The organism is Leptolyngbya boryana PCC 6306 (assembly GCF_000353285.1).
GTDB classification, from domain to species: domain Bacteria; phylum Cyanobacteriota; class Cyanobacteriia; order Leptolyngbyales; family Leptolyngbyaceae; genus Leptolyngbya; species Leptolyngbya boryana.
Map to the genome: position 1 here is coordinate 2,526,906 of NZ_KB731324.1, position 18,785 is coordinate 2,545,690.

The following is an 18,785-nucleotide window of genomic DNA, read 5'->3' on the forward strand; positions in this document are numbered from 1 at the left end:
CGAATCTGGATCGCCTTTATATTTATTGAACGGGTTTCAGCCGAGTCAATTTCAACTTAAAGGGGCCGCCCGCCGTTTCTCCGAAAGCTTTGACTCGAACGATGTAATTCGCATTGCGCGTGATGCGAGTAAATAAGAGCGAATTCGTTGTCCCATCTGGACCATCATCATTCTCGGCAACGGTTGTCCCTTGTGAGGTCATCAGCGTGACGATCGTATCAAAACTATCCGAAGACAAATCGATCGCCACTTGTTCTCCCGCCTGCAAAGTCACCACATAATCGCGTGCGAAATTGCCTTGCCCGGTGGGAATATCGGCATCCGTTAAGCGATCGTTAATCTCTTTTCCAGGGGCCAGCGGGATTGGCGCATAGGAGCGAGTCGATTGAGCCATTGCGGCGGTCGTCATCAAAACCGCAATTGGAGCCGCACAAAGCCAAGCCATCCATCCTTTCATAACCGTTCCTTTCCTTACTGTGCTTGGTTTAAGTTTTTCTCTAAGGTAGCAAGATCGACTGCCCCTGAAAATGCACGACCATTCATGGCAAAGAACGGAGTACCAGAAATTCCAAGCTGTTCTGCAAGTTGAAGATCTTTTTCAATCGTGGTTTCTGCCGCTTGAGACGCGCGATCGCGATTAAACTTCGCCACATCCAACCCCAGAGTCTTGGCAATCTCTGGATAAATCGCCTCATTCAGCTGTTTCTGCTGCGCAAACAAAGCATCATGATATTGCCAGAATTTGCCCTGTTGCTGAGCCGCCCAAGCCGCTTTTGCTGCCGGTAGGGCTTGATCATGAATACTCGTCAGCGGCAAATGTTTATAAACCAGAGTGACGCGATCTTTGTACTTGTCTACAAACTGGCTCACCGTGCCTGCTGCTGCTTGGCAGTAAGGACATTGAAAATCAGAAAACTCCACCAAGACAGCCTGACCGTTGCCTTTCGTGGGAGACTGAGCGATCACCGATTTTGGATTCTGCTGGAGATCGCGGAGAAACGACTGTTGAACTTGTTGTTGTTCTTGTTGTTGTTCGCGTTGATAAGCTTGCACCGAATCCAGAATTGCCTGGGGATTTTTGCGAATCACTTGCAGGACTTGTTCTTCAAATTTTGGATCAATCTTGCTATCTGCCTGCACTGGCAAAGAGCAACTGATTAACATCAGACACAATATAACCAAGCCCGCGAATTGTTTCAGCCTTCTCATCACGATTCCGTCTCAAATCTGTCCTCGCACTATAGCTTAACTTCAGACTTCCGAGACGCATGAACCCGCAAAAGTTCGAGATTCAATGTGTCATTAGGCTCAACTTGAGTAACAATAGTAAAGGTGCGATCGCATTGGCGGTCAGGCTGTCGTGTAACTATGAGCGACGCTCGGCCTGTCAACATGTTCGTACAGGCGCTTTTCGAGACTTGAAATTCCGAATCGATTGATTTTGGTCAACTTCGGGAGTTTAACCTCATAGAGCCAATGCTAAGTGCGCAGCTTCCTATCTGTTAAAACTGGGAATCGGCTTGTTGATTAATCGGAACTGATTCGAGCTTCGGTTCCGGTGAAGTGACGACTTCAGAGCCATTTGCACACCCCACGCAGAACACACGAGGACAAATCGCTTCATGGAATTCTCGATCGCTGAGTTACTCGCTAACTTCACAGATGATAAATTAGTGGCTCCAAAAGCTCTCGAAAAAAAGCTGGAATGCCATGATGAACCGAGCCTAAGACGCTTACAGATCGCACTAGACGCACTCGAAAAAATCGGAGTGCTCGTGAAGGAACGGGGCAAATATCGTCGAGTGCCAGAAGAAGGCGTAGTGGAAGGAAAGTTACGCTGTTCAAGCAAGGGATTCTGCTTCGCGATTCAAGATGTCGAAGGATCAGAAGATATCTACATTCGCGAAAGCCAACTGAATCATGCTTGGAATGGCGATCGCGTTTTGGTGCGAGTGACGAAGGAAGGCAGTCGTCGTCGCAGTCCAGAAGGCGAAGTCAGATTAATTTTAGAACGGGCAAATCCCTCGGTTCTGGCACGCATTAAAAAGAGCGAAAGTGGAGAATTTCGAGCCGTTCCCCTCGACGATCGCTTATTGTTTGAACTGCAAGTCAATGAAAATGGCATCCAACTCGATAATGCGATCGATCATTTGGCACATGTGCAGGTCAAACGCTATCCGATCGGGCAACATGCCCCCCTCGGTAAAGTCGCAAAAGTCTTAGGCGCAGATGATGACGCAGCCGATATTGATATTGTCTGCTGCAAACACGATTTGCCGCGCGAATTTCCTGAAACGGTTTTAGCCGCAGCAAAAGAGTTGCCGACTAAATTGACCAAAGCGGAGTTGAAAAACCGCGTTGATTTACGCAATCTGACCACGCTGACGATCAAATCTAGCGACGAAGATAGCGCCGATGATGCGATTACCTTAGAGAAGACGAAAGCAGGCGGAAACTGGCGCTTGGGCATTCATATTGCAGATGTCGCGCACTATGTTGGATCAGGAGCGCCGCTCGATCGCGAAGCTCAACGTCGAGGCGCTTCGGTCTATCTGAGTGAATTAGTCGTCCCGATGCTGCCCGAACAGATCACCGATAATCTCTGTTCGCTTCAGCCCGGAAAAGATCGACTTGCCGTTTCAGTGCTGATTACACTCGATGATCAAGGTGGCGTGCTGGAATTCGAGATTCAGCCCACAGTGATTAATGTCGATTACAAGTTGAGTTATCACCAAGCAGAAGAGATTCTCAAAGACAATCACACAGAAGAATTGAAGCAGTTTGAGCCGATTTTTGAACTGTTGGCGCAGCTCGATAAGCTGAGTCATGCGATCAAAGACCAGCGACGACAACGAGGCGCATTTGAACTGAACCTGCCAGAAAAAATTTATGCGCGTCCTGACGGTTCAGAATCGCCAGAAGAAACGGATAAATTTACGTTTAGCAAGTTTCACTACGATGATGAAGGCGTATTAGGTGCAGTGGTTGTTTCTGCAACGCTCCCGATTCACTCGATGATCGTTGAACTGATGTTGCTGGCCAACCAGACCGTTGCATCTCATTTGATTGCTCTGGGAGTTCCTAGCGTTTACCGCGTGCATCCCACCCCTGATCCAGAAGAGGTGCAGGAATTGGTGAAGTTAGCAGTCAGCATGGGCATCGAACTGAAGCTAGAAAACGAAGAAGAAGTTCGCCCACAAGACTATCAGAATTTCACACATGCCTTTGCAGAATCGAATGCAGAACGAGTTTTGACTTACTTGTTGCTTTCGACCATGAAACCTGCATTCTACAGTTCTCAGCCGAAACCACATTTTGGCTTGGCATTAGAGCAAGGCTATACGCACTTTACGTCTCCCGTGCGGCGCTATCCTGATTTGCTCGTGCATCGCGCCTTACATGCGGTCTTTGAAGCAGGACGCGATCGTCGATCTTCTCGTGTGAAAGATAGTGTTGATTTACGCCATAGCTCTTGTCATGGAGAGATCAATTGGAATGTGCTGCCGACCGATGTGCATCAAGAATTGGAAAGCCATTTCGGTGCAGTCGTTGTGCATGTGAGTGAACGCGAGAAAGTGGCTCAAGACGCAGAAAACGACCTCGAAGGCTTGAAGAAAGCCGAGTTGATGAAAGAGCGCACAGGCGAAATCTTCCACGGATTGATTACGGGTGTTCAATCATATGGATTGTTTGTCGAACTCGAAGAATTGCTCGTCGAAGGTCTCGTGCATGTGAGTTCGCTCAAAGATGATTGGTACGAGTTTCGATCGCGCCAGCAAACCCTGGTAGGACGAAAGAATCGCAAGCAGTATCGACTTGGCGATCGCATTGAAGTTCAAGTCAAGAGCGTCGATTACTACCGCCAGCAGATTGACCTGATTGCAGTCGGCGGTGGCAGTGAGGCGACCGACGAAGAATTTGAATCCGAAGAGCGATCTGAGTTTCAACCTGAACCTGCCCTCCCCGATGAGGAGTTTAGTGAGGAATAATAAGAGATGCGGGCATGTCCCGCATTTTTTATTTAGGTATTCTCTGTGGTCAATCGTCCTATCATTCTTGGTGTTTCTGGGGCTTCAGGCTTAATTTATGCCGTCCGAGCTTTGAAGTACCTTTTGTCAGCAGATTACGCGATCGAGCTTGTCGCATCGAAAGCAACTTACATGGTGTGGCAGGAAGAAACGGGAATACGGATGCCACCAGACCCAATCCAGCAGGAGCAATTTTGGCGCGATCAAGCGGGAGTCGAAACTGCTGGAAAATTGAACTGTCATCCTTGGGGAAATGTCGGTGCGAATATTGCCAGTGGGTCGTTTCGGACATTGGGCATGTTGGTTATGCCTTGCAGTATGAGCACCGTCGGAAAATTAGCGACGGGGTTGAGTTCCGATTTGCTAGAACGCGCAGCCGATGTGCAGTTGAAAGAGGGACGTAAGCTAGTCATTGTGCCGAGAGAAACCCCGTTTAGTTTGATTCATTTGCGGAATTTGACGGCTTTAGCAGAAGCAGGAGCGCGGATTGTTCCGGCAATTCCAGCTTGGTATCATCGTCCGCAGACGATCGAGGATTTAGTCGATTTTGTGGTGGCACGGGCGTTAGATCAGTTTGAGATTGATTGTGTACCACTGGAGCGGTGGAAGGAAGAGGGTGGGAAGTAGGGAGTGGGGAGTGGGGAGATTGTGCAAGAACAGTTAATTGTTTTCACTCGGTATCCTGAAGCGGGCAAAGCTAAAACTCGTCTCATTCCAGCACTCGGAGAAGTTGGAGCTGCTGAACTGCATCGACAAATGACCGAAAGAACGATCGAGAAATGCCGTAGCCTCACGTGCCAGCTCTGCATTCATTTCACAGGTGGGACTTTAGAACAGATGCAAGATTGGCTTGGATATGATCTTTGCTATTACCCACAGCATTCTGGAGATTTAGGCGATCGCTTAACTCATGCATTTCAAACGGCATTTGATCAGGGTGCAAAATCAGCGATCGCGATTGGCACAGACTGTCCTAACCTCACATCCGAAATCTTAGCGCTAGCATTTTCCAATCTAAAAACTCATCCGATCACGATCGGTGGTGCAACCGATGGCGGATATTACTTGATTGGATGCAATCGGTTTGTACCTGATGTGTTTCAAAATATTCAATGGAGTACAGACATCGTATTTCAGCAAACGATAGAAATTGTCAAACGATTGGGATTGTCGATCGCTGAACTTCCCATTTTGCACGACATCGATCGCCCCGAAGATTTGCAATATCTGACATGAAAATCTCGATCGTCATTCCCGTTCTCAACGAAGCTCGTCACCTGCCAAACACGCTATCGATCCAAGCGACAGATATCGAAATGATTATCGTAGATGGAGGTAGTCAAGATGAAACCGTTGCCATTGCTCAATCTTTTGGGGTGAAAGTTCTCCAATCTAATCTCGGTCGTGCCACTCAAATGAACGCTGGAGCGAAGGTCGCATCGGGCGAAATTCTGCTCTTTCTCCATGCAGATACCAGGCTTCCAGATGGCTTTGATCAAATGATTCGAGACGCTTTAAAGACGGCAATTGCAGGAGCATTTCAACTCAGCATTGATGCCCATCAACCCGGAATTCGTTGGATTGAGCAAGGCGTAAATTGGCGATCGCGTTATTTACAACTTCCTTACGGCGATCAAGCACTCTTTTTAAGAACCGAAACCTTCCACAAAATCAGCGGCTTTCCTGACCTACCCATTATGGAAGACTTTGAATTTGTCAGGACGCTGCAACAATTGGGAAAGATTGTGATTTTGCCTAAACCTGTGATTACATCGGGACGACGCTGGCAGAAACTTGGCGTTTTCAGAACCACGATCGTCAATCAAATCGTAGTTTTTGCCTATTTGATCGGCATTTCACCCACGCGAATTCAAGCTTGGTATCGATCCGGTCTGAGAACAATTCGCTAAACTAAGCACCAGTAGCGTTGTTTGCACCTATGCCAGTTCGCAAAGATACCCTGTTTGAGCAGTACCTTGCCCCGATCGCTCGTCTCTTCATCGATGAAAAAGAGATGAAACGCCTTCACGACAGCATTGATTGGAAAGCAGGTTGCGATCGCTTGACCGATCCGAACCTGAGCTATCCCAGCTATTACAAAGACCAGAATTTTCATGGTATCGAAGGCGGCTATCTCACGATCGGTGCAGCAACCTCTTACGATCCGATAACGCAATACGCCTTACCGCCAAATGAAACCTGGGTGCGACAAGCCGCGATCGATGCGATTCAAGGCGTGCCGTCGAGAATTCTCGATCTTGGTTGCGGCACTGGCTCAACGACACTCATGCTAAAACAAGCATTTCCGACCGCAGAAGTGATTGGATTAGACCTGTCGCCCTACATGTTAACGATCGCCGATTACAAAGCGAAACAAGCGAATTTAGACATTCAGTGGCGACATGGAAAAGCAGAAAGCACGAATTTTGCAGAGGGTTCCTTCGATCTCGTGACTGCATCGTTATTGTTCCACGAAACCCCCACGCAAATTTCCAAACGCATCTTGCAGGAATGCTTTCGATTATTGCGAACAGGTGGAGAAGTTCTGATTCTAGACGGCAGCCAGAAGACCCTGCGACAAACTGAATGGCTAACACAGATTTTTGAAGAGCCTTATATCCAAGATTTCGCAAACGACAGTATTGAAGCATGGATGGGAGCCGCCGGATTTGAGGCAGTGCAAAGCCATGACTTCTGGTTGATCCATCAAATTACGCATGGAGTCAAACCGTTACCTCATACTGAATCTGAAAACTTCAGCGATGTTGAACAATCGGCTTGGGCGATCGCTTGAGCAAGCTTGGGTGTAAGGTAAAAGATGCGAGAATCATCTCTACGTGTATGCTGAAAGCCGTTCTGTTTGATTTCAATGGAGTGATCATCAATGATGAACCACTTCACGATAAGCTTCTCGAACAAATCCTCATTGAGGAAAATCTGCGTCCTAAGTCTGGCGAATTTCGCGAATTGTGCTTGGGACGGAGCGATCGCGTGTGTATTCAAGAGTTGCTAGAACGGCGCGGACGAGTGATCACTGATGAATATCTCGATGAATTAGTTGCTCGTAAAGCCAAAGCTTATGTAGCGCAGATGAGTAGCTTAGAAAGGCTCCCTCTCTACTCTGGCATTGAAGATGTAATGTTCAAACTGCCCAATTGTAAGTTTGCGATCGTCAGTGGTGCTTTGCGATCTGAAATCGAGCTAGTTCTAGAACGAGCAAATTTACGATCGCGCTTCCACGTGATTGTATCGGGCGATGATTTAACCGTGAGTAAGCCTGAACCAGATGGATATTTACTCGCGATCGAGCGCTTAAATCAGACCTTTCCTGACCTTCAATTCACTGCAGAGAACTGTTTAGCGATCGAAGATACCTTTGCTGGAATTCAAGCAGCAAAAGCTGCAAAAATTCCAGTCGTTGGGGTGGCGAACAGCTATCCGTTTCATATGTTGCAGCGGTGTGCAAATTGGACAGTCGATTATCTGATTGATTTGGAATTCGATCGCATTCAGGAACGCTATCAAGCTGCAATGGTTTAAGGTTGATTGACTATCCCTGAAATTGTTCGGCTCCTAAATCGCGCAGCTTAAATCGCCTGCTCTTTGCGTAAATCGTAAATTCTCCCGATAATCGATCGGGCAATCAATCACCGCCGGAACCTCTTGCTCTAGCGCCTCTTTCAAGGTCGGAATTAACTCCTCCGCTGATTTGATACGATAACCCTTCAATCCCATGCTCTCGGCAAATTTGACAAAATCGGGATTCCCAAACTTGATAAACGAGGAATGCCCAAAATGATTTTCCTGCTTCCACTCAATCAAGCCATAGCCCCCATCATTAAAAATGATCGTGACAAACGGAGTACCGACCCGCAGCGCTGTCTCTAACTCCTGACAGTTCATCATAAAACCGCCATCTCCCGTGACTGCTACAACCTTGCGATCGGGATGCACCAATTTCGCCGCGATCGCACCCGGAATTGCAATCCCCATCGCTGCAAATCCATTTGAAATAATGCAAGTATTCGGACGATGACAATGATAGTGCCGCGCCATCCACATCTTATGTGCCCCGACATCTGAGATCACGATATCTTCTGCGCCCATCACTTGCCGCAAGTCATAAATTAGCTTTTGTGGCTTAATCGGAAACTCTTGATCATCAGCATATTGCGCATAGTCACTGCGAATATCCGCCCGTAAATGCAGAGCTTGCGGTTCCGGTTTACCATCGCGATCGCAGCGATACAAAATCTCTTGCAATGAATCTGAAATATCTCCTACAACTTCCGCGATCGGCACATAGCTACTATCTACTTCAGCCGGAGTACTTCCAACATGAATCACAGGGATCGTCCCTTCTGGATTCCATTTTTTCGGCGAATACTCGATCAGGTCATAGCCGATCGCAATCACCAAATCTGCCTGGTCAAACCCACAGCTAATATAGTCTCGCTGCTGAAGCCCTACCGCCCAGAGGGCTAAGGGATGCGGATAAGGAATCACGCCTTTTCCCATAAACGTGTTCGCGACAGGAATATTTAATCGAGTCGCAAATCGGGTGAGCATCTCACTGGCATCGCAGCGAATGGCACCATTTCCGACCAAAATTAATGGATTCTTCGCCTCATTAATGGCTGCCGCCGCCTTCTCAATACTCCGAAACGAAGCAAAGGACTTTTCAATGTTGTCAGGACGTAAGGGACTGCCCTCTACTGCCATCGCAGCAATGTTTTCAGGCAAGTCAATATGGACGGCTCCGGGCTTCTCAGTCTGAGCGATCTTGAAGGCTTTACGAACAATCTCAGCGGTATTACTCGGGCGAACAATCTGAGCATTCCACTTGGTCACAGGCGCAAACATTGCCACCAAATCGAGATATTGATGCGATTCAATATGCATCCGATCGGTTCCCACTTGTCCCGTAATAGCGACTAAAGGAGCGCGATCGAGATTTGCATCAGCCACACCCGTCATCAAATTTGTCGCCCCTGGTCCTAACGTAGACAGGCAGACCCCCGCTCGTCCAGTCAATCGTCCATACACGTCTGCCATGAAAGCTGCACCTTGTTCATGGCGAGTCGTGATAAACCGAATTGATGAGCCTTGTAATGCTTCTAACACATGGAGGTTTTCTTCTCCTGGCAGGCCGAAGATATATTCAACTCCTTCAGCCTCCAAACATCGAACGAGTAACTCTGCTGTATTCACCGATCATCCTCCTCAGTAGTTTTTGACTTGTTATTGATAGCTCAGATTGATCGATTTAATTTACTTCACCCAAACCGATTTGACATTGACAAACTCCAAGATGCCTTCGCGTCCAAGCTCCCGCCCAAAGCCCGATCGCTTAATTCCCCCAAATGGCATCCGCACATCCGATTTGACCATACCGTTGATAAACACAGCCCCCGCTTCAAGCTCTGAAATAAATCGATCTTGCTCGGTTTGATCCTGTGTCCAAGCACTCGCACCTAGCCCAAAAGGTGAATCATTTGCCCGCGCGATCGCACTCTCTAAATCCGGCACGCGAAACACCAGTGCGACGGGTCCAAAAAACTCATCATGCTCAGCCAGACAGCCTTTCGGAATCTCACTCAGAATGGTTGGCAGGTAGAAATTACCCGGTCGATCGCGCAGCGCATGACCCCCAATCAGGACTTTTGCACCTTGTTGCACTGAAATCTCAACTTGCTGATCCAAGTCTTGCAAAATTCCAGGAGTAGCAAGCGGTCCAATGTCAGTATCCATTGACATTGGATCACCAATTTTTAGCTGCTTGTATTGTTCAACTAAGCGATCGATAAATTGATCTGCAATTTCTTCGGCAACAATAAACCGCTTGGCTGCAATACAAGACTGACCGTTATTGATCATCCGCGCCGTTACCGCAGTTTGAACCGCTTGATCCAAATCAGCACTCGGCATCACAATGAACGGATCACTGCCCCCGAGTTCGAGAACAACTTTTTTAATTTGCTTTCCAGCAGTAGCAGCGAGACTTGCGCCAGCAGGTTCACTTCCGGTTAAAGTCGCGGCTTTCACGCGATCGTCTTCAACAATCGCAGCAACTTTGTCAGCACCCACTAACAAAGTTTGAAACGCTCCTTCCGGGAAACCAGCACGAGTAAAAATCTCTTCGATCGCTAAAGCTGACTGCGGCACATTAGAAGCATGTTTGAGCAGTCCCACGTTCCCAGCCATCAATGCAGGAGCCGCAAACCGAAACACTTGCCAAAATGGAAAATTCCAAGGCATGACAGCTAAAACGATACCCAACGGCTGATATTTGATCAGACTCGTTGTGGCATCAGTTTGAACCGAAACATCCGCTAAATATTGCGCCGCATGTTCCGCATAGAACCGACAGACCAGCGCGCACTTTTCTACCTCTGCAATGGCTGCCTTCAAAGGTTTTCCCATTTCTAGCGTCAGCAGTTTACCAAAGCGATCGCGCTCTTGCTCTAAGATAGTTGCGGCTTCGGATAACCACTGCGAACGCTGACTCAATGAAATCGTTCGATACTTCAAAAATTGCGCCTGTGCCAAGCTAAGCTTCTGTTCGATCTCAATATCACTCAAGGCTTGAAATGTCTTCACTGTTTCCCCAGTGAACGGGTTAACTGTAGCGATCGCCATACGTTCCCTCCTACAAGTCGTGACTTCTTTTACGACTTGCACAACATATTCTGCTTCAGTTCTAACAGATTGATGCAGCGATAATCACTTCCGCACTGAAGAAGCTATTTATTATTCTGTGATCAGAAGCATTCTCCGATACATTAAGTTTTGTACTTATTGTTGCAAACTAAATATACTCAATCAATATAAATTTGGAATTCCCGCCAATCTAAACCTCATGTAACTAAATATTATCGTTCATGCATTTTTCGCTATCATGAGGACAGCGACAACCAGATTAATAAAGCGCCCTTTCATTGCCGCTTTAGAAATGCTTCACTCAGCGCTTAGGAATGTCTAAATCAGTAGAATTTTGCCGTGGCGTGAGTTTCGTTCAGTCGTAACTTACGAGTTTTGAGGGCTGAGCGCAGTCGCAGCCTGCTCCACCAGGATTCTCTTGAAGTGAGCTTTTCTTACGGTTACAAAAGAAACCTGAGTTGGACACCGTTTTTCATGAATTCATCAAAATTTTCCGAACAGCCGATCGTGCTTGCTGTGGATGACAGCATTGACAATCTGACTTTGATGGAGTGCCAGCTTGAAGCCGTTACGTCTTGTGCAGTCGTCACAGCCACAACAGGTCAAGCTGCCCTTCAGCTAGCACAGCATCAATTGCCTGATTTAATTCTGCTCGATATTTTACTGCCTGACCTGAGTGGGATTGAAGTCGCTCGCCAGCTTCGTCAGTTTGCACTGACTGCTAAGATTCCGATTGTGGCGCTCACCGCCCTCGCCAGAGACGAAGATCGCGATCGTATTCTTTCCGCTGGGTGTAATGACTATCTCAGCAAACCTTATGACTTAGACGATCTCTTCGAGGTCGTTACTCGTCACTTACCCCAGCATTCTCTTCTCTAGAGCGTTTTGGCTGTGATTCTCGTAGCTGCGGAGCTTCTTCTAACACTACAATCGTGCCACTGCGCCCCGTATCAAACGTCGCATCGCTGAAGATATCCACAACTTTAATGCCAACGATCTCTTGAATCATCGTACTCAACTGCGGATGCAGTGCTTTATCGAGGTCACTTCGTACTTTTTCTGCAAGTTGCTCTTGTCCGTTTTCCATTAGCAACTGTTCAGGCTTGGTAATCGAGTCTTCTAGCACGATCGTAATTTTGCCGTCTGCGATATAACATTGGACTCGACTGGGCTGATGTCCTAACTGAGTCCGATAAAACGCCTGAACTCGCTGCGATAGTGTCCTTTCTAACTGCCCGCGCGTCGGTAAAGCCGAAGAATTCATAGTTGCTAAATGTAAACGATCAAGGTCTGCATATTAGTCATTATTCTGATCTTGATCGCTTTACTAATCTCTCTAGAGAAAGGTTCTTATCGAACTTCGATCAACCCATTCACGATCGTCAAAATAATCGACAGGAAAATCAGAATCCACAAAACGAATCCTGGCAAGAAGGCAAGAAGTCCAATACCGCGCAAGATCCATACGATCGCGGTCATCGCTAAAACTACGATATAGACTGTTGCTCTAGAGTTACTGGGTTGATTCATCTTCGTTCGGGGGAGAATTTTTACAATCTTTATAGAGTTAATGCACTTATTTTATGCGTTGCCTGTTATCGTAACGAGTGATCGATCCTTTGGTGTGGGAGTGACGCTCATGATGACGTTAACACGCGACGTAGTTGCCCTGATGCGCGGCGAAATTTTGCTAGAGACTCGCGCTCATTCGGCTTGGGGTGGAGCGGTGACGGCACAGATGTATTTACCGATCGCATTACCTCAAGTGTGGCAGCAGGTGACTGATTATCCACGTTGGACGCAATATTTTCCGGACGTGACCCGGAGTGAGATTCGTCAAGTGTTGTCTCGCCAAGGTGTAAAACGGCTGTACCAAGTGGCAAGTAAGGCATTTATGATGTTTACGGCTCAGGTCGAGATTTCGCTGAGTGTGTTAGAAACGCAACAACAACGGATTCAGTTTTACTTAGAATCTGGTAGCTTTAGCGAGTTTCATGCCGATTTGAAACTACAGCCGCATGGAGAAGGAACGATCCTGACTTATTCAGTGCAGGCAATTCCAACGATTCCAGTTCCGAGTTTTCTGATTGAGCAAACGATTAAGCTTGATTTGCCCACAAATCTACGGCAAATGCGATCAGTCATCTGCTCAGGACAATCTTAGAAAACATTGGCTCTGACGAAGTTAGGCACAAACCAGCAACCGATACAATGTATCTCTCTGTGCATAAGGTCGATCGAGAGAACGAATTGCAGTCTGCAACGTCTCTACCTCCATACAAGTCCCTCCGATCGCTCCTGCCATTGTCGTGATATGTTCCTCCATCAAAGTTCCGCCAATGTCATTACAGCCCCATCTCAGCGCCTCAACCGCTCCTGCCAGTCCTAGCTTCACCCAGCTTGGCTGATGATTCGGAATCCAGTTGCCGAGAAAAATTCGAGCAACAGCCGTCAGTAACAGCGCATCAGCAAGAATCGGCTGATCATGTCCAACTCTGCGCCGCAAAGGTTTCGGAGCCTCTTTCCCGACAAACGGCAACAAAATAAATTCAGTGATCCCAGTCAATCCAAGCTGCTGAGCCGACTGTTGAATCGATCGGAGTTTCTCTAAATGCTGAATCTGTTGTTCTGAAGTTTCAATGTGTCCTGATAGCATCGTGCTAGTCGTGGGAATTCCTTGCTGATGAGTGGTTTGAACAATCTCAATCCAAGTTTCAGCATCGATCTTTTCCGGACAAAGAATCTTACGCACCTGATTATCTAGAACTTCCGCAGCAGTTCCCGGCATCGAATCGACACCCGCATCTCTCAACCCAACAATGACTTCGGCAATTGTCGATCGATCTTCTCGCGCAATAAATTGCACTTCTTGCGGCGAAAACGCATGAATGTGTAGCTCAGGAAACTCAGACTTAATCGTCTCAACTAGCTTTTGATAGTACTTTAATGAACTCTCTTGAACCTTTGCTGTCGGATTCAACCCGCCTTGCATACAGATCTCAGTCGCGCCTCGCCGGACTGCATCGGTTGCTTTTTCTAGAATCTGTGACCAATCTAGCCAGTAAGATCCTTCGTCGCTTTCATCTCGTCGAAAAGCACAAAAGCTACAATGCTGCTCACAGATATTGGTGTAATTAATATTACGGTTGATCACATAAGTCACTGTCTCGCCTGCCTGTTTTTGTCGCAAGCGATCGCTACTCTGCCGAATCTTCTCAATCACATCCACATCTGTCTGCTTCAGCAGTAAAACCCCCTCATCCACAGACAGATCTAACCCAGATTCTGCTTTGTCTAAAATTGCATCAATCATCCTTCAGCCCTTCATTCAAAGCACCTAAAATTTTTAAAACTCGATCGACATCCTCCAAATTCCCCACAATGCGACGAACCGGAGGCGGATATACCTTTACCAGTGTAGGCGTTGCAGAAACCTGATCAGCTTCTGCCTGCTCGGGATGCTTAAAAATATCAATCACTTTCAACGTGTAAGGATGTTCCAAGGAATCTTCTAGTAACTCATGTAAATTCTGCAAAATCCTTGCTGTTGCAGCGCTGTAGCCAGAGACAAACAAGCGCAACACATAACCTTGCGGGTAAGGAGAAGCAGGCTGCTGCACCGTGACAGGCGGAGTGGGATCACATCGCATCACCAGATCATGATTCTCCCAAAGTTCGGGAAACCGATGACGATACGTTTCTAAAACCATCGGATCACAAATCTCTTGAGAAGGCGCAACCTGCCAATGCAAATCACCCGCCTCGAACACCGTATTCAATAATGCTCGATATCGAAATACAGGCGGATACGCTTCTGCAAAGATCCGAATTTGATTCGTTCTCGCATCAAACCAGCGATCGAGCGTTGCCGTATAGCAAGGAACTAGAAAATGAGGCGGTTCCGAAAGCTCTAAAACCTCTTGCAGCGCCATACACAAGTTAAGATGCCAGCGCCCTTGCTTGTCGGGATCGATACAGTAGAGCAGATCACCGCCTGGCGTGAACAGCGCAATGCCCTTAAAAATGCTAGGAATCGATCGATGAAAGTGAGGATTCAACACGAAGCCACTGATCGAGAAGATTGCCCTCAGTGTATCGCTGTTTGCCAGAAATCACCATCGAATCAACTGCGCCTGTGCATTGAAGAACTTTCGCCAAATTCCGGATGTCACAAGCAAGGTAACAAGCAGTGTCGCAAACAAAACCATAAACAGAATCACAATCTGAAATGCGATCGCTTGAATCGGTTCCGCACCGCCCAACAGTTGCCCACTCACGATCTCTGGAATCGTTGCCAAACCCACGATCGACATTGCATTGATCACAGGCAACACTCCCGCCCGAATTGAGTCTTTCCGATACGACTCAATTGCCTGTGCTGGAGTCGCCCCCAAACTCAATCGCGTCTCAATTTCTAAAGAATTCGACTTTAATGTATTGAAAAGACGTTCTCCCGAAATCGCTGCTGCATTCATTGCCTGAGACAGCACGATCGCCCCTAACGCAATCAAAAATCTCGGTTCATACCAAACTTGAGGCTGAACCACAATCAATTGAACATACGCTACTGTAACAAGCGTTGTGATCAATAACGATCCAACAATCCCTGGCAATGGCAATTTCTGGCTAATCCGATTGCGCGTCACGATCGCGCTAATCATCACCAACACCCCCAATACAAACAAAATCAAAATCGGACTGAGCGGTGGCGCAAAAATGACAGCCAAGACATATCCGACCACAGCAAGTTGAATCACCGCTCGTCCTGCCGCCAAAATCAGACTGCCTTCGAGTCCTAATTTTTGCCAAGACGAGAGCGCAAATGCCGCCCCAACTAGCCCGATCGCCCAAACCGCCTGCGTCGCAAAATTCATTGCCCGATTTTCCCCTTGCCTGATATCTTTAGATCCAATTGAGAAACCAATCTCAATCCTTTCCGGTCTAAAGCATAAGACCAAATTAACTACAGGTGTGGTAAAGCTGAGTGAATACAATTCCCCCGTTTGATCTGTCTGAACAATTTAAAGCGATCGGTTCAGAAATTAATCAAGCTGTTTTAGAGGTGCTGGCTTCCGGTCGATACATTGGCGGAGCAGCGATCGAGAACTTTGAAAAATCATTTGCTCAATATATAGGCTCTGATATCGCGATCGCGTGTAATTCCGGTACAGACGCTCTATTTCTCGCACTCCGCGCGCTCGACATCGGCGCGGGCGACGAAGTAATCACCACACCTTTTACCTTTATCGCGACCGCAGAAACGATCAGCGCAGTCGGTGCAATACCTGTCTTTATTGATATCGATCCACAAACCTTCAATCTAGATCTCAATCAAATCGAAGCAGCCATCACTCCAAAAACGAAAGCGATCATTCCCGTACATTTGTTTGGTCAGCCTGTAGACATGACAAAGCTGATGGCGATCGCAGATGCCCATCAACTCAAAGTCATCGAAGATTGTGCTCAATGCACTGGGGCAGAATGGGCAGGCAAACGTGTGGGTAGCATTGGACAGATTGGCTGTTTTAGCTTTTATCCCACAAAGAATTTAGGCGCATGTGGAGATGGCGGTGCGATCACCACGAACGATCCTGAAATTGCTTCCAAGCTAAAAATGCTTCGAGATCATGGACGCTACAGCGGTTATTACCATGAAGCACTCGGGGTGAATAGCCGTCTCGATGCGGTTCAAGCTGTCATTCTCCAAATCAAACTTCGCTATCTCGACTCTTGGAATCAGAATCGGACGAGAATTGCCGATCGCTATTTCTCTTTCCTCTCTTCAATTCCTGGCATTACACCTCCACAAGCGCTCGCAGGTGGTCAGAGTGTTTGGAACCAATACACGATTCGAGTTCACGAAAACCGCGACCAACTCAAAGCTGATTTGCTCTCGAAAGGCGTGAATTCGATGATTTATTATCCAATCCCGCTACACTTGCAGCCCGTTTATAAATCGTTAGGCTATCAACCCGGACAACTTCCCGAATCCGATCGAGCGGCTGCCCAAGTCTTGTCACTCCCCATGTTCCCAGAACTGTCTGAAGAGCAGCAAGATCAAGTCATTTACAGTTTGAAAGACTGCTTGATTCGATAACGGATGCCTGAAAAGACTACAGAATCTAGATTACAGCCGCTCACAATAATCAAATTTTGGGCTGTAAAGATGTAGTTTTGTATACTAGAATAGGAGCAAATAACAAAAATCGTAATCATCACAGGGCAGCTAAGCCAGCGGAAAATCCCGGAACTTCCAACAATTTAATGTTGTTAAGAAGCGGAACAAAGACGATGATATTGCTGCAGGTGGTTGCGTTTCATCGATCGAATCAAGAGGCTAAAAAACTGTGGGTCGAACTCCGCTTTTTCAACTCAAACGTTACGACTTCAACGCGATCGCAAATCATTACCGCTTCCGCCCCTGGCAAGTCATCTGGCGAGCACTGCAAGTCACACTGCTATTTACGGGATTTGTCTTTGGTCTGAAATGGGACGACTGGCGAGGCGTTGCAGACCGCAACAAATTTAAGCGCGCCGCTCAAATTCGGCAAATCTTGACTCAACTGGGACCCACGTTTATCAAAGTCGGTCAAGCCCTTTCGACCCGACCCGACTTAATTCGTCAAGATTACCTGGATGAACTGATCAAGTTACAAGATCAGTTGCCCCCCTTCCCGACTGAACATGCCTTTCGCATCATCGAAACTGAACTCGATGCAGACATCGATGAAATTTTCGCGCAAATCTCTACAACTCCGGTCGCAGCAGCTTCTCTCGGTCAGGTTTATCGCGCTCACCTCAAAACAGGCGAAGAAGTTGCCGTCAAAGTTCAACGTCCCAATCTTCTCCCCACATTAACCCTAGATCTCTACATTATGCGCTGGGCTGCGGGCTGGTTAGCCCCGTGGCTCCCATTAAATCTAGGGCACGATCTCACCTTGATCGTCGATGAATTTGGAACCAAGCTCTTTGAAGAAATTGATTATCTTAACGAAGGACGCAACGCCGAGAAATTCGCTACGAATTTCCGCAATGATCCTTCCGTCAAAGTTCCTTCAATTTATTGGCGTTATACCTCGCAGCACGTGCTCGTCTTAGAGTGGATTAACGGCTACAAATTAACTGACGTAGAAGGCATCGAAGCGGCTGGAGCCGATCCAAACGCCATCATTCGCATCGGAGTGACATCCGGGCTGCGCCAACTCTTAGAATTTGGCTTCTTCCATGCCGATCCTCATCCTGGCAATCTGTTCGCTGTTCCTACCGAAAATGGCGGACAAATGGCATACATCGATTTCGGAATGATGGATCAGCTCGAAGAAGAAGCAAAAGAGACGCTAGTCGATGCGGTCGTTCATTTGATCAACAAAGATTATGTTGATCTCGCTCACGATTTCGTCAAACTTGGCTTTCTATCGCCTGGAACTGATATCTATCCGATCGTTCCCGCCCTTGAATCTGTACTTGGAGACATCATGGGCGAGAGTGTTGGCAATTTTAACTTCAAAACGATTACCGATCGCTTTAGCGAACTGATGTATGACTATCCCTTCCGGGTTCCAGCCAAGTTCGCATTGATTATTCGATCGCTCGTCACCCAAGAAGGCTTAGCCCTCACGCTCGACCCCAATTTCAAAATCGTTGAAATTGCCTATCCGTATGTCGCGCGCCGCTTGTTAACCGGAGAATCCCCTCGCTTACGTCGCCGCCTGATTGAAGTTCTCTTCAAAGATGGCAAGTTCCAATGGCATCGGTTAGAGAACATGATTTCTATTGCTCGATCGGATTCGAGCTTCGACATTCTTCCAACCGCCCAACTCGGTCTACAGTATTTGCTATCCGAAGAAGGACAATTCTTACGGCAGCAAATTCTAATCGCTCTCACAGAAGACGATCGCTTACATACCGAAGAAGTTCAGCGCCTGTGGGAACTCGTCAAAGACGATATCAAACCGGCTCGAATCTGGACAGCAGCGCTAGGAGTCGGAGCAGCACTCTTGCCGAAAGCGATCGCAGACTTATCCACCGCAGGGACAGCTGCCTTAATTCCAACCGTCTCTTCTTTGACGGGCATCAAGCTAGGACGGTAGGATATGG

Annotated in this window: 19 protein-coding genes; 10 read left to right on the forward strand and 9 right to left on the reverse strand. The window is 47.4% G+C overall.

All coding sequences use genetic code 11. From position 1 onward, the window contains the following. Positions 1-22 precede the first annotated feature (22 nt). The gene (locus tag LEPBO_RS0112630; RefSeq protein WP_017287938.1) at positions 23-457 is read right to left on the reverse strand and encodes a PPC domain-containing protein; all 435 of its coding nucleotides are present in this window, start codon (positions 455-457) and stop codon (positions 23-25) included. Between the two features lie 14 nt (positions 458-471). Beyond that, positions 472-1,164 carry a DsbA family protein gene (locus tag LEPBO_RS0112635; protein WP_017287939.1) on the reverse strand — a complete coding sequence of 231 codons (693 nt, stop codon included), beginning with the start codon at positions 1,162-1,164 and terminating at the stop codon, positions 472-474. Between the two features lie 458 nt (positions 1,165-1,622). Between LEPBO_RS0112635 and LEPBO_RS0112640 the strand changes: the two genes are divergently transcribed. Genes LEPBO_RS0112640 through LEPBO_RS0112665 form a run of 6 tightly spaced genes read left to right on the forward strand, consistent with a single transcriptional unit; the run spans position 1,623 to position 7,568 of the window. Beyond that, complete coding sequence (locus tag LEPBO_RS0112640) at positions 1,623-3,989, forward strand: ribonuclease R family protein (RefSeq protein WP_017287940.1); 2,367 nt, start codon at positions 1,623-1,625, stop codon at positions 3,987-3,989. Between the two features lie 45 nt (positions 3,990-4,034). Beyond that, complete coding sequence (locus LEPBO_RS0112645) at positions 4,035-4,655, forward strand: flavin prenyltransferase UbiX (RefSeq protein ID WP_017287941.1); 621 nt, start codon at positions 4,035-4,037, stop codon at positions 4,653-4,655. Between the two features lie 21 nt (positions 4,656-4,676). Then, positions 4,677-5,264, forward strand: coding sequence for a TIGR04282 family arsenosugar biosynthesis glycosyltransferase (locus LEPBO_RS0112650; RefSeq protein ID WP_036045804.1), 588 nt, complete (start codon positions 4,677-4,679; stop codon positions 5,262-5,264). Continuing rightward, positions 5,261-5,938 carry a TIGR04283 family arsenosugar biosynthesis glycosyltransferase gene (locus LEPBO_RS0112655; protein ID WP_017287943.1) on the forward strand — a complete coding sequence of 226 codons (678 nt, stop codon included), beginning with the start codon at positions 5,261-5,263 and terminating at the stop codon, positions 5,936-5,938. The genes LEPBO_RS0112650 and LEPBO_RS0112655 overlap by 4 nt, the downstream gene beginning before the upstream one ends. 29 nt (positions 5,939-5,967) lie before the next feature. Further along, positions 5,968-6,822 (forward strand): class I SAM-dependent methyltransferase, encoded by an 855-nt coding sequence (locus LEPBO_RS0112660; RefSeq protein ID WP_017287944.1) that lies wholly within the window; start codon positions 5,968-5,970, stop codon positions 6,820-6,822. A 47-nt stretch (positions 6,823-6,869) separates the two neighbouring features. After that, complete coding sequence (locus LEPBO_RS0112665; protein ID WP_017287945.1) at positions 6,870-7,568, forward strand: HAD family hydrolase; 699 nt, start codon at positions 6,870-6,872, stop codon at positions 7,566-7,568. A 33-nt stretch (positions 7,569-7,601) separates the two neighbouring features. Here the strand turns inward: LEPBO_RS0112665 and LEPBO_RS0112670 are convergent, their stop codons facing one another. Next, positions 7,602-9,239, reverse strand: coding sequence for an acetolactate synthase large subunit (locus LEPBO_RS0112670; RefSeq protein WP_017287946.1), 1,638 nt, complete (start codon positions 9,237-9,239; stop codon positions 7,602-7,604). 60 nt (positions 9,240-9,299) lie between these two features. Beyond that, positions 9,300-10,667, reverse strand: a complete 1,368-nt coding sequence (locus LEPBO_RS0112675; protein ID WP_017287947.1) for an NAD-dependent succinate-semialdehyde dehydrogenase — start codon at positions 10,665-10,667, stop codon at positions 9,300-9,302. A gap of 495 nt (positions 10,668-11,162) precedes the next feature. Between LEPBO_RS0112675 and LEPBO_RS0112680 the strand changes: the two genes are divergently transcribed. Continuing rightward, the gene (locus LEPBO_RS0112680) at positions 11,163-11,567 is read left to right on the forward strand and encodes a response regulator (protein WP_017287948.1); all 405 of its coding nucleotides are present in this window, start codon (positions 11,163-11,165) and stop codon (positions 11,565-11,567) included. Here the strand turns inward: LEPBO_RS0112680 and LEPBO_RS0112685 are convergent. Both LEPBO_RS0112685 and LEPBO_RS0112690 read right to left on the reverse strand, forming a co-directional pair. After that, a complete protein-coding gene (locus LEPBO_RS0112685) occupies positions 11,533-11,952 on the reverse strand; it encodes a Na-translocating system protein MpsC family protein (RefSeq protein ID WP_017287949.1) in 420 nt (139 codons plus the stop codon). The two genes, LEPBO_RS0112680 and LEPBO_RS0112685, sit on opposite strands and share 35 nt — an antisense overlap. 86 nt (positions 11,953-12,038) lie before the next feature. Further along, a complete protein-coding gene (locus tag LEPBO_RS0112690; RefSeq protein WP_017287950.1) occupies positions 12,039-12,218 on the reverse strand; it encodes a hypothetical protein in 180 nt (59 codons plus the stop codon). Between the two features lie 109 nt (positions 12,219-12,327). Here LEPBO_RS0112690 and LEPBO_RS0112695 point away from each other — a divergent pair, with 109 nt between their 5' ends. Next, on the forward strand, positions 12,328-12,852 hold the full coding sequence (locus LEPBO_RS0112695; protein WP_144056192.1) for an SRPBCC family protein: 525 nt from the start codon (positions 12,328-12,330) through the stop codon (positions 12,850-12,852). 21 nt (positions 12,853-12,873) lie between these two features. Here LEPBO_RS0112695 and cofH read toward each other — a convergent pair whose 3' ends face one another. From cofH to LEPBO_RS0112710, 3 genes are read right to left on the reverse strand one after another with little or no spacing between them, the layout of a single operon-like run. Next, complete coding sequence (gene cofH, locus LEPBO_RS0112700) at positions 12,874-14,001, reverse strand: 7,8-didemethyl-8-hydroxy-5-deazariboflavin synthase subunit CofH (RefSeq protein ID WP_017287952.1); 1,128 nt, start codon at positions 13,999-14,001, stop codon at positions 12,874-12,876. Then, positions 13,994-14,749 (reverse strand): circadian clock KaiB family protein, encoded by a 756-nt coding sequence (locus tag LEPBO_RS0112705; RefSeq protein ID WP_017287953.1) that lies wholly within the window; start codon positions 14,747-14,749, stop codon positions 13,994-13,996. Before LEPBO_RS0112705 ends, cofH begins: the two co-directional genes overlap by 8 nt. 51 nt (positions 14,750-14,800) lie before the next feature. Continuing rightward, positions 14,801-15,562: an ABC transporter permease gene (locus tag LEPBO_RS0112710; protein ID WP_017287954.1), complete on the reverse strand. Its 762-nt coding sequence runs from the start codon at positions 15,560-15,562 to the stop codon at positions 14,801-14,803. Between the two features lie 110 nt (positions 15,563-15,672). Here LEPBO_RS0112710 and LEPBO_RS0112715 point away from each other — a divergent pair, with 110 nt between their 5' ends. Both LEPBO_RS0112715 and LEPBO_RS0112720 read left to right on the forward strand, forming a co-directional pair. Then, positions 15,673-16,785, forward strand: coding sequence for a DegT/DnrJ/EryC1/StrS family aminotransferase (locus tag LEPBO_RS0112715; protein WP_017287955.1), 1,113 nt, complete (start codon positions 15,673-15,675; stop codon positions 16,783-16,785). Positions 16,786-17,035: 250 nt separating this feature from the next. Then, entirely contained in the window at positions 17,036-18,778 is a 1,743-nt protein-coding gene (locus LEPBO_RS0112720) for an ABC1 kinase family protein (RefSeq protein ID WP_017287956.1), read from the forward strand. Positions 18,779-18,785: the final 7 nt, after the last annotated feature.

Bases quoted from the DNA above. Each gene is read 5' to 3' on its own strand.
- cofH (WP_017287952.1), bottom strand. From the start codon at position 14,001: ATGATTGATGCAATTTTAGACAAAGCAGAATCTGGGTTAGATCTGTCT.
- LEPBO_RS0112675 (WP_017287947.1), bottom strand. From the start codon at position 10,667: ATGGCGATCGCTACAGTTAACCCGTTCACTGGGGAAACAGTGAAGACA.
- LEPBO_RS0112640 (WP_017287940.1), top strand. From the start codon at position 1,623: ATGGAATTCTCGATCGCTGAGTTACTCGCTAACTTCACAGATGATAAA.
- LEPBO_RS0112710 (WP_017287954.1), bottom strand. From the start codon at position 15,562: ATGAATTTTGCGACGCAGGCGGTTTGGGCGATCGGGCTAGTTGGGGCG.
- LEPBO_RS0112635 (WP_017287939.1), bottom strand. From the start codon at position 1,164: ATGTTAATCAGTTGCTCTTTGCCAGTGCAGGCAGATAGCAAGATTGAT.
- LEPBO_RS0112685 (WP_017287949.1), bottom strand. From the start codon at position 11,952: ATGAATTCTTCGGCTTTACCGACGCGCGGGCAGTTAGAAAGGACACTA.
- LEPBO_RS0112680 (WP_017287948.1), top strand. From the start codon at position 11,163: ATGAATTCATCAAAATTTTCCGAACAGCCGATCGTGCTTGCTGTGGAT.
- LEPBO_RS0112660 (WP_017287944.1), top strand. From the start codon at position 5,968: ATGCCAGTTCGCAAAGATACCCTGTTTGAGCAGTACCTTGCCCCGATC.
- LEPBO_RS0112665 (WP_017287945.1), top strand. From the start codon at position 6,870: ATGCTGAAAGCCGTTCTGTTTGATTTCAATGGAGTGATCATCAATGAT.
- LEPBO_RS0112630 (WP_017287938.1), bottom strand. From the start codon at position 457: ATGAAAGGATGGATGGCTTGGCTTTGTGCGGCTCCAATTGCGGTTTTG.
- LEPBO_RS0112695 (WP_144056192.1), top strand. From the start codon at position 12,328: ATGATGACGTTAACACGCGACGTAGTTGCCCTGATGCGCGGCGAAATT.
- LEPBO_RS0112655 (WP_017287943.1), top strand. From the start codon at position 5,261: ATGAAAATCTCGATCGTCATTCCCGTTCTCAACGAAGCTCGTCACCTG.
- LEPBO_RS0112690 (WP_017287950.1), bottom strand. From the start codon at position 12,218: ATGAATCAACCCAGTAACTCTAGAGCAACAGTCTATATCGTAGTTTTA.